Source organism: Psychrobacter glaciei (assembly GCF_014652895.1).
Taxonomy (GTDB): domain Bacteria; phylum Pseudomonadota; class Gammaproteobacteria; order Pseudomonadales; family Moraxellaceae; genus Psychrobacter; species Psychrobacter glaciei.
This window is the reverse complement of record NZ_BMZR01000003.1, coordinates 427039-442881: the sequence shown is the minus strand read 5'-3', so window position 1 is coordinate 442881 and position 15843 is coordinate 427039. Positions and strand designations below refer to the sequence as shown.

At 42.6% G+C, this 15843-nt stretch carries 12 protein-coding genes; 6 read left to right on the top strand and 6 right to left on the bottom strand.

Annotation, left to right across the window (positions count from 1 at the left end; translation table 11 throughout):
- The first annotated feature begins 644 nt into the window (after nt 1-644).
- Complete coding sequence (locus tag IE130_RS09430; RefSeq protein ID WP_189585023.1) at nt 645-2348, top strand: AMP-binding protein; 1704 nt, start codon at nt 645-647, stop codon at nt 2346-2348.
- Nucleotides 2349-2490: 142 nt separating this feature from the next.
- Here the strand turns inward: IE130_RS09430 and IE130_RS09425 are convergent, their stop codons facing one another.
- The 5 genes from IE130_RS09425 to sohB all read right to left on the bottom strand — a co-directional run bounded on the left by IE130_RS09425 (nt 2491) and on the right by sohB (nt 8218).
- Entirely contained in the window at nt 2491-3360 is an 870-nt protein-coding gene (locus IE130_RS09425) for an SDR family oxidoreductase (RefSeq protein ID WP_227676181.1), read from the bottom strand.
- A 109-nt stretch (nt 3361-3469) separates the two neighbouring features.
- Nucleotides 3470-4228 (bottom strand): histidine phosphatase family protein, encoded by a 759-nt coding sequence (locus IE130_RS09420; RefSeq protein WP_189585020.1) that lies wholly within the window; start codon nt 4226-4228, stop codon nt 3470-3472.
- A gap of 48 nt (nt 4229-4276) precedes the next feature.
- Nucleotides 4277-5563, bottom strand: coding sequence for a phosphotransferase family protein (locus tag IE130_RS09415; protein ID WP_189585017.1), 1287 nt, complete (start codon nt 5561-5563; stop codon nt 4277-4279).
- Nucleotides 5564-5726: 163 nt separating this feature from the next.
- Nucleotides 5727-6977, bottom strand: a complete 1251-nt coding sequence (locus IE130_RS09410) for an acyl-CoA dehydrogenase family protein (RefSeq protein ID WP_227676190.1) — start codon at nt 6975-6977, stop codon at nt 5727-5729.
- Nucleotides 6978-7237: 260 nt separating this feature from the next.
- A complete protein-coding gene (sohB, locus tag IE130_RS09405) occupies nt 7238-8218 on the bottom strand; it encodes a protease SohB (RefSeq protein ID WP_189585011.1) in 981 nt (326 codons plus the stop codon).
- 377 nt (nt 8219-8595) lie between these two features.
- Here sohB and aspS point away from each other — a divergent pair, with 377 nt between their 5' ends.
- From aspS to IE130_RS09385, 4 genes are all read left to right on the top strand, one after another.
- Nucleotides 8596-10410, top strand: a complete 1815-nt coding sequence (gene aspS, locus IE130_RS09400) for an aspartate--tRNA ligase (RefSeq protein ID WP_189585008.1) — start codon at nt 8596-8598, stop codon at nt 10408-10410.
- Between the two features lie 79 nt (nt 10411-10489).
- On the top strand, nt 10490-11494 hold the full coding sequence (locus tag IE130_RS09395; RefSeq protein ID WP_227676180.1) for a lysophospholipid acyltransferase family protein: 1005 nt from the start codon (nt 10490-10492) through the stop codon (nt 11492-11494).
- A gap of 210 nt (nt 11495-11704) precedes the next feature.
- On the top strand, nt 11705-12421 hold the full coding sequence (locus IE130_RS09390; protein WP_201574493.1) for a glycosyltransferase: 717 nt from the start codon (nt 11705-11707) through the stop codon (nt 12419-12421).
- A 64-nt stretch (nt 12422-12485) separates the two neighbouring features.
- A complete protein-coding gene (locus IE130_RS09385; protein ID WP_189584999.1) occupies nt 12486-13343 on the top strand; it encodes a WaaZ-like lipopolysaccharide core biosynthesis protein in 858 nt (285 codons plus the stop codon).
- A gap of 11 nt (nt 13344-13354) precedes the next feature.
- On the opposite strand, the gene IE130_RS09380 is transcribed toward IE130_RS09385, so the two are convergent.
- On the bottom strand, nt 13355-14467 hold the full coding sequence (locus IE130_RS09380; protein WP_189584996.1) for a glycosyltransferase: 1113 nt from the start codon (nt 14465-14467) through the stop codon (nt 13355-13357).
- A 334-nt stretch (nt 14468-14801) separates the two neighbouring features.
- Here IE130_RS09380 and IE130_RS09375 point away from each other — a divergent pair, with 334 nt between their 5' ends.
- Nucleotides 14802-15803 (top strand): stealth family protein, encoded by a 1002-nt coding sequence (locus IE130_RS09375; RefSeq protein ID WP_189584993.1) that lies wholly within the window; start codon nt 14802-14804, stop codon nt 15801-15803.
- The last annotated feature ends 40 nt before the right edge of the window (nt 15804-15843 follow it).

Sequence of the window (15843 nt, the reverse complement as noted above, 5' to 3'; positions counted from 1 at the left end):
CTGCTGAACATCTTACTTTTTCTAATGAGCAAATTATCCTAACCACCAAGATATGATTCTGTTCGGAAAAAACATCAACGGATTGTAACAGTAACTTCAAAGCATACTCCTTGAGCGCTGCCGTTTAGAACGGCACAAGACATAAAGAAATAAGACTTAGTTATTTTTTCTGCGATATAGAACAGCTTATCCCAACTTATCTACCACTCATCCTTTTTTATTTACAACACATATGACTTCATTTATCAAATTTATATATGGACTGTGAAGTACGCTTATCATAATATCGAATTCAGTTGTAGTTGTGTTAGTGTGTTGCCAAAATATGTCAGTCAATGTTCTAAAGTTTTAATTGATAAGGTTTTTATTGAAAGTGACTTACAAGGGTTATTGAGGCATGACGATATTTTTTAAGTGACATTTTAATCATCAAATGTACTTATTTACCGTTTAATCTACAAGGCAGATCATTCTTTGTGATTGGACAAAACTGTATAAAGGCCACCGTATGTTAGCAGTCAGTTAATAGTTAGGATAGCACTCAGCACTGCATTGCTTACCATGCAATGATTTATGTTGTTGACAAGGATGTGACTACTTTCTTATAAGACCTTAACTTATATTAATATTTAAGGACGCTAAATATGACCGTGAATAAACCTTGGCTTGCTCAATATCCTGCAAGCGTACCCAAGACAATCGATCCTGATCAGTACGAAAACCTGATAGAACTCTATGAGGAATGCTTTGATCGCTTCCGTCTGCATCCAATGTCTATCTGTATGGGTGTGACACACACTTATGGAGACGTTGATAAAGCCTCACTAGCGGTTGCTGCATGGTTGCAAGCCCAAGGTATTCCCAAAGGCAGCGTGGTCGCCCTCATGATGCCAAACGTGCCGCAGTACTTGCCAACGATGATTGGTATTTTGCGCGCAGGTTATATTTGCACACCTATCAATCCGCTCTACACTGGTCGTGAGCTGCGTCATCAACTGAATGATTCGGGCGCTCAGATTATATTTGTGGTCGATAACTTTGCCCAAGCACTTGAGCAAGTCATCGATGAGACAGCCATCAAACGTATTGTCCTCTCAAAAATGGGCGATATGATGGGTCTTAAAGGTATCTTGGTCAATACGGTTATTCGTCAAGTAAAACGCCTTGTACCCAAGTACAAGCTTGACGACCCTAAACACGAGGTAACCAAATTCCCTGACGTTCTCAAAAAAGGCAGAAACTTACCGTTTCAAGCACAAAAGACCTCTTTAGAGCAAAAGGCTATTTTACAGTACACTGGTGGTACCACAGGGCTGTCTAAAGGCGCTGTGCTGTCGCAGCGTAACGTAGTAGCAGCAGCGCTACAGTCAGAGGCGTGGTATCGCCCTGTGACTTCAGAAATCAATGAAGTTTATATCAATATGGTTATGGCCCTGCCGCTCTATCATATTTTTGCTTTTATGCTTAGCCTATTGGGTATGCGTTCAGGATATACCTTTATTTTAGTACCAAATCCGCGTGATATGCCAGGCTTTGTCAAAACACTGTCAAAACAACCCTTCCATATTTTTCCTGCGGTTAATACACTATTTAAAGGCCTGCTCGATCAACCAAACTTCAAAGATCTCAATTTTAGCTCGTTGCGTATTTCGCAAGCTGGTGGTATGGCTGCTACCGAGCAAACGGCTAAACGCTGGTTAGAAGTGACTGGCTGTCCAATGGTTGAAGGTTGGGGCATGACCGAAGGTGTGGCTGCAGGTACTGCCAACGTCATCACTGACCGTAAGTTCAACGGTACGATCGGTATACCAGTCCCTAGCGTCGACATCATCGTTGTGGACGACAATGGTGAACGTTTGGGACTACATCAAGCGGGTGAGATGTGCATCAAAGGACCAAATGTCACGTCAGGTTACTTTAATAAAGACAACAGCGATGACTTTACTAGCGATGGTTATTTCCGTACTGGCGATATCATTAGCATGGATGAAAAAGGCTACATTACCTTATTAGATCGCAAAAAAGACATGATTTTGGTCTCAGGCTTTAATGTCTTTCCGAATGAAATTGAATCTGTCATGCTCGATTTTAATGGCATTATTGATTGTGCAGTGATTGGTATTCCTGATGAAAATCAAGGCGAAGCGGTTAAAATTTATATCGTTCCTGTCGACAATAATGTTAGCAAAAGCGATATCAAAGAATTTGCGCTAGATAATTTGACTGGCTATAAATGTCCGCGTCATATTGAATTTGTGAGTGAGCTGCCTAAGAGTAATGTGGGTAAAGTACTGCGTCAAAAGCTACGTGAGCAGCATATGCTAGACAATCCACAAACCTTCTCATAATGAAGACAAAGCCTTACCATAAGATTTATTATTGATGTATCGCTAAATGGATGCATCAGTAATAAATCCGCAGTAAAAAAAGCCCTCTACATCATCTGTAAAGGGCTTTTTATTGTCTGAATTTATGTCAATCTAAACACCATTAACTCAGTTTATTGAGTACTTGTAATGGTAAATGTTTCATTGCATGACTGACCATAGACCAAGGCAAGCTAGGCACGCAAGCTTCTTGAACCCCTGCTTCGATTGCAGCAACCATTGCTTTGGTGCCCGTATCAACATCTACTTCGAACGGTAACGGCTTGGCATTTTCGTTGATTTCAGTACGAATATAGCCTGGATAAATAGTAGAAACGTTAATCGGCAACTTGGTCAACAGCATATCAGCTCGAATGCCTTCTGCCAAATGAGCCAGCCCCGCTTTAGTCGCACCGTAGGTGGTCAGATGCCTAGGTAGACCGCGCATCGCTGACATACTCGATATCACCACCAAATGACCACTATTCTGTGCTCGAAAAATACCCATGGCGGCTTCACACTGTGCCAGCGCTGAAATAAAGTTAATCTCAGCAGTGCGGCGATTGGTCTCAAAACGCCCTTTACCGATACGGCGACTCTCACCGACACCAGCATTGACCACAACACGGTCAATACTACCAAAGTCAGCGGCAAAAGCATCGAAAACCTCAAAAACTGCATCGTAATCACTGACGTCTAATACTCGATATTCAACGCGAATATTGGAATAAGCTGCCAACAATTCTGACTTCAAGCTCTCTAAACGCTCAGTACGACGGGCACAGATAGCGAGGTTGTAGCCAAGCTTGGCAAACAGTCGAGCCATGCCCTCGCCTAAGCCTGAGCTAGCACCAGTGATTAAAATGGTTTTATCACGTCCTACTTGCTGCTTATTTAAGCCTTTAAGATAGCGTGACGGTTGAATCGCACTCAATACCTGTTGCTGACTTTGCTTAGTACCTTTTGTGACTAAGCTCATTAATTGGTTTTTCATAAACAATCCTTTGTATATCGATAACGAAATAGCTTTCACACGCCCTAACCACTAAATCGCGGTCATGTATTCAGCGCCTTGTATGTCGCCAAAATAACAGTTTTTTCGTCTATCGCCAAGTGACAAAGCGTTTTCCGTCAGCAAACAAGTGACTATATTCATTAAGAGACATTAGGCGTGTACTCTGATCTTTTAGCGTAATAGACGTCACCCCTGTATTGACCAAGCTTTTATTGAGCTGATAAGCAGTCTGGCTACCTTGCTGCAATAGCTGCGCGGTAATGGCAGCGATCACGCCGCCTGAGGTAAAGACCAATACTGTACTATGGTGATCTAAGCTTAAGCTCGCCACTTGCATACGTATTTGCTCAACTGCTTGTTGGGCACGGCTGCTGAACTGTGACCAACTCTCAAGATAGTCATGGTCATCATCACCCGCATGCCAGCGCTGCATCGCTCGATCGAACAGCTCAGCTAGACGCGTCGCTGGAACGTCTGCCTTTGCAAGTTCAATCGCAATGGCTGCTTTACTAGCAAAAGCAGGATTGGATTTGACCAATACATCTTTGTGATTAAACTCATTAAACTGCGGAATGATGTAGCTGTCAGGCTCATTTATATCGAGTGCGGCTAAAATGGGTGCCTCGTTGCTGTTATCCATAGAGGACTGGTAGCTCTCCCAAAAATGTCGTGCCGAGTCTTGTTGCCGTACTAAGCTGCCACTAAAAATAGCGTCGATTCTGCGCTGAGTCGTCGCATAATGCTGACCGAGCATTTGCGCTTGAATACTGCCTAGCTCTGAGAGCTGATCATAATTTTCTTGTCCAAATGATGCTTGACCATGACGTGCCAAAAGTATGGTTGTCATAAATAATCCCTTTTGATTGTATTCACTAAATGGCTACTTTTGAGAAAATTAATTGTCAGAGGCATCCGTACTTTTAGCAAAATAGCCTTTTGGTAAAATACCTTTGACTACTTTTTGTACTGGGCTTGGTAGCTGTTCAATCGTTTGTGCGTCGACACCCATGTCTTTTAGATGCGGCTGTACATGAGTATTGAACAGCATCTCACCTTCATACTGCGCTATCAGCTTTAGACATTTAGCGTGCAATACATGGACGATAAGCCAAAAATTCTTAAAAGCTGGATTGGTCGTTTGTTTATTATAGTAGCGATAGTAAATTTGCTGGACAATGCCCGCCAGACGGAATAGACCAAACACTTCATAAAAGGTCCAGTTGGCTATCTCTAAGCCCGTTTTTTCAAGATAATAGTCGACCACTTCATCACGGGTCATCATGCCTTTTAAATGTGTTGGCTGACGGCGTGACTGCTGCATGACGATGTTGTCATCTGCTTCAATCCAGTAAGCCAAAGCGCTGCCTAAATCCATCAAAGGATCGCCAAGGGTTGCCATTTCCCAATCGAGTACGCCAATCACTTTGGTCGGGTCATCAGCTGCCAAGATCACATTATCAAAGCGCCAATCGTTGTGAATAACGCAAGTTTTGCTATCAGCAGGCGTGTGCTTGCCAAGCCATTGTCGTACCAGTGCAAAGCTTGGTACGTTAGGTGTTTTTGCTTTGACATAACGTTTATCCCAGCCCGTGACTTGGCGCTCACAATAACCGTCACCACGACCCAGCGTGACCAAATCAGGATGTTCGGTATAATCCACTTGATGTAATTCAACCAAAGCGTCGACGACATTGGTACATAATGTACGGGTCTGCGCTTCGTCTAAATCAATGCCTTTTGGCAAATTAGCACGAGGAATGATGCCTTCCATGCGCTCCATGACATAAAAATCGGCACCAATGACAGTTTCATCGGTACATAAGGCAATCATCTTGGGTACATAGGGATAAGCATCTTTTAATGCTTTTTGTACGGTATATTCGCGTACCATATCGTGCGCTGACTTGGCTTTAGTGCCTTTTGGTGGACGACGCAAGATTAAATCTTGGCTCTCGCCTTCACCCTCATATTGCAAACGATACGTCCAGTTTGACGCGCCGCCTGAAAATTGCGTGACCGTTGGCTCGCCTTTTATATCGACACCTTGCTCACGTAGCCAGTTGCTGACTGCTTGGGCGTCAAGCTCTTCGCCCTCGCGGACATCACCGCCTTTATCAAGTACTTTATTATTAGTTGCGCTGTTTGTCATGCCAGTATTGTTGACATGGTTATCAGTTGCCATGAGACATTCCTTATCATGTGGTCTTTTGTTTTTATAACATATATGAGTGATGAAAAATTCACTATCAAATATTGATAGTGAATTTTTCATTGGGTTTTACGTCAGGCCTATTATTAAACGAATGGCTATTGAAGTCGATGACTACGCTGGTTAGCAAGCACAATTATGCTTTGGCAGGTTTAGACGGACGGCTAAAACCTTGACGCTTGAGCTCTAACTTAGCGATCATGGTTTTGTGCACTTCATCAGGACCATCCGCTAAACGTAATACACGTGCTTGCGCATAGAAACTTGGCAGCATCGTATCTTGGCAAACGCCCATTCCACCATGAATTTGAATCGCCATATCAACCACTTCTTGCAACACAGTCGGCGCAACCACTTTAATAGCAGAAATTTCAGTCAATGCGGCTTTTGTACCTTGCGCGTCCATTTTTTGCGCGGCATACAAAGTCAGCAGACGTGCTTGGTCAATCTTGATACGCGCTTCAGCGATACGCTCAAAATTACCACCCAACTGTAATAATGGTTTGCCAAAGGCCGTACGTGACATGCCACGCTTAACTGCCAACTCTAGAGATTTTTCAGCAGCGCCAATACAACGCATGCAATGATGAATACGACCTGGCCCTAGACGACCCTGCGCAATCTCAAAGCCCATACCGGGTCCACCGATAAAGTGACTGACCGGCACGCGTACATCATTAAAGCTGACTTCGCCATGACCATGCGGTGCATCATAATCGCCAAATACTTTGAGCATACGCTCGATATTGACACCCGCTGTTTTCGCTGGCACCAATACCATAGAATGCTGCTGATGACGACCTTTGCTCTCATCAGGGGTGTAAGCCATCACAATCAGCACATCGACCGCAGGATCGCCAAGACCAGATGACCACCATTTGCTGCCATTGATAATAATCTCATCACCATCAACTACGGCTGTGGCTTGCATATTGGTCGCATCGCTTGAAGCAACATCAGGTTCTGTCATACAAAAAACCGAACGGGTTTTACCCTCTAAAATTGGCATCATCCATTTATCTTGCTGCTCTTGCGAGCCATAGCGCCACAACAATTCCATATTGCCGCTATCAGGAGCATTACAGTTAAATACATAAGGCGCAAGTAAACTGCGACCGGTCAACTCTGCAATGGGTGCGTAATCGGTCACTGAAAGCCCAGCACCTAAAGTATCATCGGGTAAGAATAGATTCCACAAACCCGCTTCGCGTGCTTGTTTACGCAGGCTTTCGTACTTTTCTGGCCACTGCCAGTTTTTCCAATTGCCATCCGGATTTTGCGCATGGCATTCTTGCCAAAACTGCGCTTCGATCGGCTCGATTTGGGTTTCGATAAATGCTTTGACTTTGGCGTGCATGGCTTGACCATGTTCTGTTGCCGTAAACATCAATGTATTATCAGACATAGGTGACATCCTTTTCTTTGTTGATTATTTTCATCAACCTTCGATTAAAAAGTTGATGGAATCTTTATAGTGTACGTACGTATACTGTCTTCTGTATGCATCATTTATAACACAGCGATTATTATTAAACAGCAAAAAGGCGCGACCAGCTAGGACACGCCTTTTACAAAACACAAACAATACATCAATAAGAATCAAAACCCTAAAACACTATATATTCATTAATACAATGATATCTAACGCTATTTTAGGATATTTAAACGACTGTTAAAATCAAAACGTGCTAACGCATCCGGCAGCTTATTAATTGCCAAGCTTACGGTCGCTTCTGCCGCTTGGGCCAGTCCTAACTTTTCAGCGAGGGTTGGTTTTTGGCGTGAATGCAGTGCGTATACTTCATTGTCTTCCATACGCCCTAAAATATAGCTGTCTGAGGTTTGCAAGCTATCGATCAAATTAAGTTTTAATGCATCTTCGCCATACCAATGCTCTCCAGTGGCCACTTTTGCGACATCCAGTGTTGGACGATAGTTATTCACAAAGTGTTTGAATAGCTCGTGCGTCTGCTCCAGCTCTTCTTGATATTTGGCACGATCTTCAGCATCGTTTTCGCCAAAGACAGTGACTGTGCGCTTATAATCACCAGCGGTAAACATCTCATAATCGACATCATGGTTTTTTAGCCATTTATGGAAGTTTGGCAATTGTGATACCACACCGATTGAGCCAATAATGGCAAATGGTGCCGCCACTACCTTATCCGCGACGCACGCCATCATATAGCCACCGCTCGCTGCGACTTTATCGACACAGACAGTTAGCTTTAGACCAGCGTCTTTTAAGCGAACCAATTGCGCTGCCGCTAACCCATAACCATGCACCAAACCACCGCCGGATTCAAGGCGCACCACTACCTCATCGCCTTTGTTAGCCGCACTGATTAACGTGCTAATTTCTTCGCGCAGATGCTTAACTGCGGTTGCTTTGATATCACCATCAAAGTCGAGAACAAAAACTTGTGACTTATCATCGGCATTTTTTTTCTTATTTTTGGTTTTTGCTTTTAATGCCTGTTTGGCTGTTTTAGCCATCGTTTTTCTGAACTGCTTAAGAGCCGCTTTACCTTGCGTGGCTTCCATCAAGTCTTCACGGCGTTGTTCTTGGTTTTTATTCAAATGAATAACCCGTAATTCAACAGGGTTTTTGGCAGGATGAAAAAGCATGAGCAGTATTCCTTACATTATTAAGATAACTTTATTGAGATAAATTTAATAGGATCAATAGGATTTTATAAGTGAGCTTGATATGTGCACAGCGGCTCATGTTTTCAAGCAAAATGACAATATTTAACCCAATGCAGATGTTACGGGATAAATACCCTCGATACCGAAGCATTCCTGCGTTTTGATTGGACTCAGCTGGTTGTATAACAAGGGCAGATTAGGCATAATATGCGTTTATATCATATTTTCTGCAGCCAACGTGATGACCATTTGTCTTAATCGCGTTGTTTGTGCTTTTTTTTGCGCATCGCTTGAATCGTGCAACAATGGCTGCATTATTGTATTTCGAATTGGGCTGACAACTGGATAATTATATTATGACGCATAGCGAATACCGAGACGAATATTGCGGAGCCGTAACCGAAAGCTTACTTGAGCAAACCATTAATATCGTAGGCTGGGTACATCGTCGTCGCGATCACGGTGGCGTAATTTTCTTAGACATGCGTGACCGCGCGGGCATCTTGCAGGTCGTCATTGACCCTGATACCCCAGAAGCTTTTGCGATTGCTGATGCCGTACGTCCTGAATATGTGCTAAAAATTACTGGCCGTGTACGTCGCCGTTATGAAGGTACTGAAAACAATAGCATGACCAGTGGTCAAATTGAGCTATTGGCTAAAGAAATTGAAGTGTTGGCGAAATCTGAAACACCGCCATTCCCATTGAATGACGAAAAAACCACAGTTTCAGAAGACTTGCGTCTAAAGTATCGTTATCTTGATATGCGCCGTCCGCAAATGCAAGAGCGTATGGTCTTCCGCGCCAAAGCCACCTCAACGATTCGTCGTTATTTAGATGATCATGGTTTCTTGGATGTTGAAACCCCTATTTTGACTCGTGCGACGCCAGAAGGTGCTCGTGACTATCTTGTGCCTTCACGTACACGCCCAGGTAACTTCTTTGCATTACCACAGTCGCCACAGCTGTTTAAGCAACTGTTAATGGTGTCAGGTTTTGACCGTTATTATCAAATCGCTAAATGCTTCCGTGATGAAGATTTACGTGCCGATCGTCAGCCTGAATTTACTCAGGTGGATATTGAGACTTCTTTCTTAAATGAAGAAGAAATCATGAACATCAACGAAGGTCTGATCAAGCATTTGTTCAAGACTATGATGGACGTTGAGTTTGAGCAGTTCCCTCGCATGACTTACGCAGAAGCAATGCGTGATTATGCTTCAGACAAACCTGATTTACGTATTCCACTAAAACTGGTCGACGTTGCAGATTTGATGAAAGATGTTGACTTTAAAGTGTTCGCAGGTCCTGCTAACGATCCTAAAGGTCGTGTTGCTGCTCTACGTATCCCTGGTGGCGCTTCGATTAGCCGTAAGCAAATCGATGCCTATACCAAGTTTGTCGGTATTTATGGCGCACGTGGTTTAGCTTATATCAAAGTCAATGACGCTAGCAGCGTCAACAATGGCGTTGACCAAGAATCTGGTCTACAATCTCCTATCATCAAAAACATGACCGATGATGTATTGGTAAGCTTGATTGAGCGTACTGGTGCAGAAGACGGCGATATTATCTTTTTTGGTGCGGATAAAGCCAGTGTCGTCAATGACGCAATCGGCGCTCTACGTCAAAAAATTGGTCTAGACCTTGAGATGACGACTTGTGAATGGGCACCACTTTGGGTCACTGATTTCCCAATGTTTGAAGAGACTGACGATGGTCGTTGGACGTCAATGCATCATCCGTTCACCAAGCCTAAAGGCTCAGTTGAAGAGTTGAAAAACAACCCAGAATCGGCCCTATCTATCGCATATGATATGGTATTAAACGGTACTGAAGTTGGTGGTGGTAGCTTACGTATCAATACCTTTGATATGCAGCAAGCCGTACTTGAAGCTTTAGGTATCGGCGAGCAAGAAGCTGAAGATAAGTTTGGTTTCTTACTTGATGCATTGAAATTTGGTGCGCCACCGCATGGCGGTTTAGCCTTCGGTTTGGATCGCTTAATTATGCTCATGGTAGGCGCTGAGTCTATTCGTGACGTGATTGCCTTCCCAAAAACTAAAACTGCTGAGTGCCCATTAACCCAAGCCCCTGCTGAAGTTGATAGCAAGCAGTTACGTGATCTTGGTATTCGTGTGCGCGAAAAAGCTCAGGCTGATGCCAAATAACCTGCTCAATAATTGGTCTCATGATGCTCAGATCTGTTTTACATTGTTTGTTACATGATTCATCACCATGCGAATGGTCATGAATCCGTATCATATTTTCAAATTCGTGCCATTACCTGTCTTGCAGATACTGGCACGTTTTGTTGCGTGGGTGATTATAAAAATACCCAGTCTGAGTATCATGCGTACCGTCAATATTAATATAGCACTGACCCGCCACGAGTTACCAGACAATGAAAAACGATCCTTAGTCAAAGATATTATTTACCACCAATGTATGACCAGTATTGAGTCTATCAAAAGCTGGGCAATGCCACCTGAGTGGAGTATCGCTCAAATACAAGATGTGCATAACAAAGACATTCTTTTAGAAGGACTGGCTAGCCCGAATGGTATGCTCGCCATCGTACCGCATTTGGGTACGTGGGAGATGATGAATGCTTGGCTCAATCAATTTGGCTCACCAACCATCATGTACAAGCCCGTTAAGGGTAATATGACTGATGACTTTATACTGCAAGGTCGATCACGCCTCAATGCAACGCTAGTACCCACTGATGGTAGCGGTGTCAAAGCCATATTCAAAACCCTCAAACAAGGGGGTTTTAGCATTGTATTGCCCGATCATGTCCCTGACCCTTCAGGCGGTGTTGTCGTACCGTTCTTTGGTGTTAAAACGTTAACCAGTACTCTCGCCTCCAAACTCGCTAGCAAGACCAAATGTGCGTTGGTCGGCTTATCTTGTATCCGCCGTGACGATGGTCGTGGTTTTGATATTTATTGTTATAAACTCGATAATCCAGCCTTATATGACCGTAATACCGAAACAGCAGCTCATGCGCTCAATCAGTCTATGGAGCACATGATTAAAGACAACTGTAGCCACTATATGTGGGGCTATCGACGTTTTAAGCGCATCCCAACTTTAGGCAATCCCTACCGTGCTAATGAAACGGTATTGGCAGATTTCATTCGTGCCAATCGAGATCATTTATCTTTGTCTGCTGCCTCGTTAGCTATCAAATCATTACCTCCTGATAGTGAAGCTAATCACAAAAACGTACTAAACGAGAATCAGCAGTAATAACCATACAAATTTTTGAACGTTTAAACATATCGTCAATGATAGCTGTGCTAACATTGACTCATACTTTTATGCCTTTTGCTTTTGAGAGTAACATTTTTTCATTCACATCAATACGAGTGCACTATGGTAACTGACGTAGCCGAAAATTTATCGACAAATCGCCCGCAAAAAGACACCACGCGTGCTGGACAGCGGTATATTATTTGTATGAAATGGGGCGATAAGTACGGCCCTGAATACGTCAATCGTCTGTATAACATGGTCAATCGCCATTTAACGTTAGATTTTCAGATGATCTGCCTAACCGATGACAGTACAGGCATCGACACTGCTATTGCCTGTTATCCTATACCTGAAATGGATTTACCAGATGGTCCTGAACGTGGCTGGAAAAAACTGACGACCTTTAAGCCAAATTTATATGATCTAAAAGGGGTAGCGCTATTTTTAGATATCGATATCGTTATCGTTGATAATATTGATAGTTTTTTTACTTATAAAGCCAAATATAATGATAGCGTCGTCATTATCCGTGACTGGAAAAAACCATGGCGGATGATTGGTAACAGCTCGGTCTATCGCTTTAATATTGGTATGAATACCTATCCCGACTTGCTGGCAAACTTTGAACGTAACTTTGAGACCATTCGTACCCAAGTTCGTCACGAGCAAGCCTATCTATCCAACTACTTACATGAATATCACCACTTAGAGTATTGGGATAAGACATGGTGCGTTAGCTTCAAATACCAATGTATCGCGCCCATTCCCTTTAACCTAGTGCGTAAACCTACTTTGCCTGATGATGCAAAAATCGTTATTTTTCATGGTGAGATCAATCCACCAGACGCCATTACTGGCGGCGGTGGTAAATGGTATCGACATGTAAAACCAAGCCCATGGTTAAAGAATCACTGGCAATGATCGTTTAAATAATAACGATATTTGAAATCAACTACTGGGAAGAAGTCAACTACTGGGAAATAGTATGGCGCTATACTTGAGGTTACCTGCTACGGCTAGGTTTAATATTGATAATGAGCTCATCGTTATCGATGCTTTTAATGCCAATGAGCCAGAGCAAAGCCTGCACAAGAAAAACGTTAATATTATCGCCTCAGGCCCCTCTATACAGCAGCTACCATTATCAGAGCTGTTGGACACGCCTACTATCTTTGTCAATGGTAGTATTAGTCTAACTGAGAAACATTGCTTCACCGATATCGTCGGCTATGTCATTAGCGATGCACGCTTTATCCACCATCAACCTGAGATTTTACAGCAGTATTATACTGGTCAACCTCTGTATGCAACGCTAGCTGTGTTTGAAGCGATGGCAACAGCCCTTCCCAATATCATGCGGACTTACCATCACGTCATGCGTGTGTTGTATCCAGTAGACAGACCCTGGGGCGTCAAATCAAATAAGCTATCATTTAGTAAGCTGATTTTTAAGAAAAAGCTACTGAACAAGAAAATGCCGTTATCATACTTTACAAACCATCCAGATTTTATTATTGATGACAGCTATAGAGCAGTTAATATCGGCGTATCTCTAAATATTACGCATGGCTTTGTAGAGGCAGGAACTGTCGCTTATGTGGCCACGCAGTTGGCTTTCTCACGTCATGCGGCTACTATCCACTTATACGGCATCGATTTACTCAACAGTGAGCAGCCACGCTTCTACGAAAACAAGAACAACAGCGCCCCAAGTATGCTTAGTAAGGTCATGAGCGAGCGCATTGTACCTTCGTTTAACTTGCTAAGTAGAACTTATAAGTCGCATGGTGTCTCTGTTATTAATCACTCCCCTGTCTCCAAAACACTATTCGATGATCTCTAATACTTATTACCTCATGAATTCAACACTGAACCAAACGCTAGGTATTGCCGGGCGATGTGATTCGGCAGTAGTTGCTGATTTAGCGGTACTATATAGTGTGTGAGATTGTCTATTGCCTGATCGATGAGTATAGCCAACCCATCGATGTCACCTACTGGTACTAAGCTCTTAGCAGGTAACAGCTCCCTTGGACCAAACGGGCAATCAGTACTTATTACAGGTACGTCTAACGCTTGCGCCTCAACGATGGTATACCCAAAACCCTCAAACTTAGAGGTCAGCAACAGCAAGGCTGCTGAGGCAATTAATGGATAAGGATTGGCTTGAAATCCAAGAAACTTCACACAATCGTCAATGCCAAGCGCCGTAGCTAACTGTTTAATCTCACTCTCCAGCCTTCCCTTACCCACCAACACCAAAGGATAGCGCCGTGCTGTTTTGGCATAGGCATGCAGTAAGTCGTGATGACCTTTCATGCTATCGAACGAGGCAACTTGAATCATATAGCCTTTATAGGTTATACCGAATTGGCTGAGAGCTAACGATTGCTTGGCGGCTTTTTGTATGTCATCGACAGCGCAAGGATTATAGATGGTCGTCGTCTTATTCACATTGCCTATCAATGCCAATAAATCCTGACGCGCCCCATCGCTGACACAGCTACACGGATGGGCGCCATAGACCATTTTTAGATGATTTATAGTCTGTACCGGCGCATCTAATAATGGATTCTGAAACTGCTTAGATAGCGCCGTATGTAGTACATTCACGATATTTGGTAATTGACTATATGCCATGATCCAGTTTATTTTATAGATGTTAGCCAATATCAAATCTGGTGTTCCTATTTGACTCAATACATAATCATCGATATGCCTAGCGACTGCTTCATAGGCCTGTGCTTGGTTAGATTTTGGCTCGATATTTTGCTCAGAAAACACCTCGTCATATGGCACTACATGATATTGAACACGTGAATCTAATGGCATATCTTGAGTATATTCGAGACAAAGCACATGAATGTCATAGGTTAAATCAGCATAAGCACGTGCCAGAGTCGTGACCATGCGCTCAGCGCCGCGACCTTCCAGCGCCTTTAGTATTAATAGAATAATAGGTGGCATCAGGGTCTCAGCTCACAATTTTATTGAAGTATAAGTAGGGAGGATCAGCCAAATGAGTGTATCAATAGTCATAATTATTGCAGCGTTCTGACTTTATATGCTAGTCTCATCTACCTTTAGACCTTTGCTTTTATTGCTTGAAGGATAGTCATGGCTTGTCTGACTTCCCATAGCATAACAAACCATAGCATAGAAAAATAATCATCAATTTTTATTGTATATACCCACTAAACCTTGTCAATACTCATATCAACAAATATCATCGCTGGATTGATGTAGCTAATACAAACATCAGCGTGTTGATAGAACATGTTTACAAAAAATAGGATCAGTCATGAAGCAACCTGACGAGAAAACATTAGATGTTGTCATCGCCTGGGTGGATGGTGCAGATCCCATGCTCAAACAAAAAAGAGAAGGTTATAAATCAGGCAAAGCAGTCGCTTCAGATGCGATAACGGCCACGCGTTTCGCTAGTGACGACGAGATATACTATAATATAGCGTCTATCATTAAATACGTGCCTTTTTGTCGTCATATATATATTGTCACCGACCAACAACGACCAGCATTCATCGATGATTTTGCCAAGCAAAATATCTGTTCAGCAGATAAAATACGTATTGTGGATCATAAAGAGATGTTCGTTGGTTACGAGCAGTTTTTACCCACTTTCAATACCCGATCGATTGAGACGATGATATGGAATATTAAGGAACTGTCTGACTATTTCATCTATATGAATGACGATTTCTTTTTTAATCAGCCCGTGAGGATCAATGACTTTTTGGACGGTGAAAAAATTATCATTCATGGGCAGTGGCGTAAAAGTGCTGCATTAAATGCCAAGCTTAATTTTCGAAAATCTCGCTTCAAACTGTTTGGAACACCGATACAACCGAGGCACACGATAGCGCAAATGTTAAGTGCTAAAATACTTGATATGGATAAATTTTTTGAGATTCATCACTATCCTCATATTGTCGATAAAAATATTTTAAAAGCCCATTTGTTGGATAATCCTCAATTATTGACAGAGCAAATAAAGTACAAATTCAGAAATGTTGCGCAAGTAAACCCCATAACACTGATGAATCATTTAAAAATCCAAAAAAGCCAAGCCGAGTTGAAACCCGATACGTCTATCAACTATCTAAAAAATGAGAAGGGTGTCGAGGACTTTATAACCGATTTGCACAAAGAATCTATTAAATATGGGTGCATACAAAGTCTGGATTTACTTGAAGCGAACTCCTATCAAAAAATCACCACTGCTATGGTGCAAAAATTCTCAGCCTATTTACCATCATCATTATTATTAAATGGCAATAAATAGCAATAAACTTAAAATAATAAACAAAAGACAACTTTGGATA

Bases quoted from the DNA above. Each gene is read 5' to 3' on its own strand.
- IE130_RS09420 (WP_189585020.1), bottom strand. From the start codon at position 4,228: ATGACAACCATACTTTTGGCACGTCATGGTCAAGCATCATTTGGACAA.
- IE130_RS09430 (WP_189585023.1), top strand. From the start codon at position 645: ATGACCGTGAATAAACCTTGGCTTGCTCAATATCCTGCAAGCGTACCC.
- IE130_RS09395 (WP_227676180.1), top strand. From the start codon at position 10,490: ATGAATCCGTATCATATTTTCAAATTCGTGCCATTACCTGTCTTGCAG.
- IE130_RS09375 (WP_189584993.1), top strand. From the start codon at position 14,802: ATGAAGCAACCTGACGAGAAAACATTAGATGTTGTCATCGCCTGGGTG.
- IE130_RS09385 (WP_189584999.1), top strand. From the start codon at position 12,486: ATGGCGCTATACTTGAGGTTACCTGCTACGGCTAGGTTTAATATTGAT.
- IE130_RS09425 (WP_227676181.1), bottom strand. From the start codon at position 3,360: ATGAAAAACCAATTAATGAGCTTAGTCACAAAAGGTACTAAGCAAAGT.
- IE130_RS09415 (WP_189585017.1), bottom strand. From the start codon at position 5,563: ATGGCAACTGATAACCATGTCAACAATACTGGCATGACAAACAGCGCA.
- IE130_RS09380 (WP_189584996.1), bottom strand. From the start codon at position 14,467: ATGCCACCTATTATTCTATTAATACTAAAGGCGCTGGAAGGTCGCGGC.
- sohB (WP_189585011.1), bottom strand. From the start codon at position 8,218: ATGCTTTTTCATCCTGCCAAAAACCCTGTTGAATTACGGGTTATTCAT.
- aspS (WP_189585008.1), top strand. From the start codon at position 8,596: ATGACGCATAGCGAATACCGAGACGAATATTGCGGAGCCGTAACCGAA.
- IE130_RS09410 (WP_227676190.1), bottom strand. From the start codon at position 6,977: ATGTTTACGGCAACAGAACATGGTCAAGCCATGCACGCCAAAGTCAAA.
- IE130_RS09390 (WP_201574493.1), top strand. From the start codon at position 11,705: ATGAAATGGGGCGATAAGTACGGCCCTGAATACGTCAATCGTCTGTAT.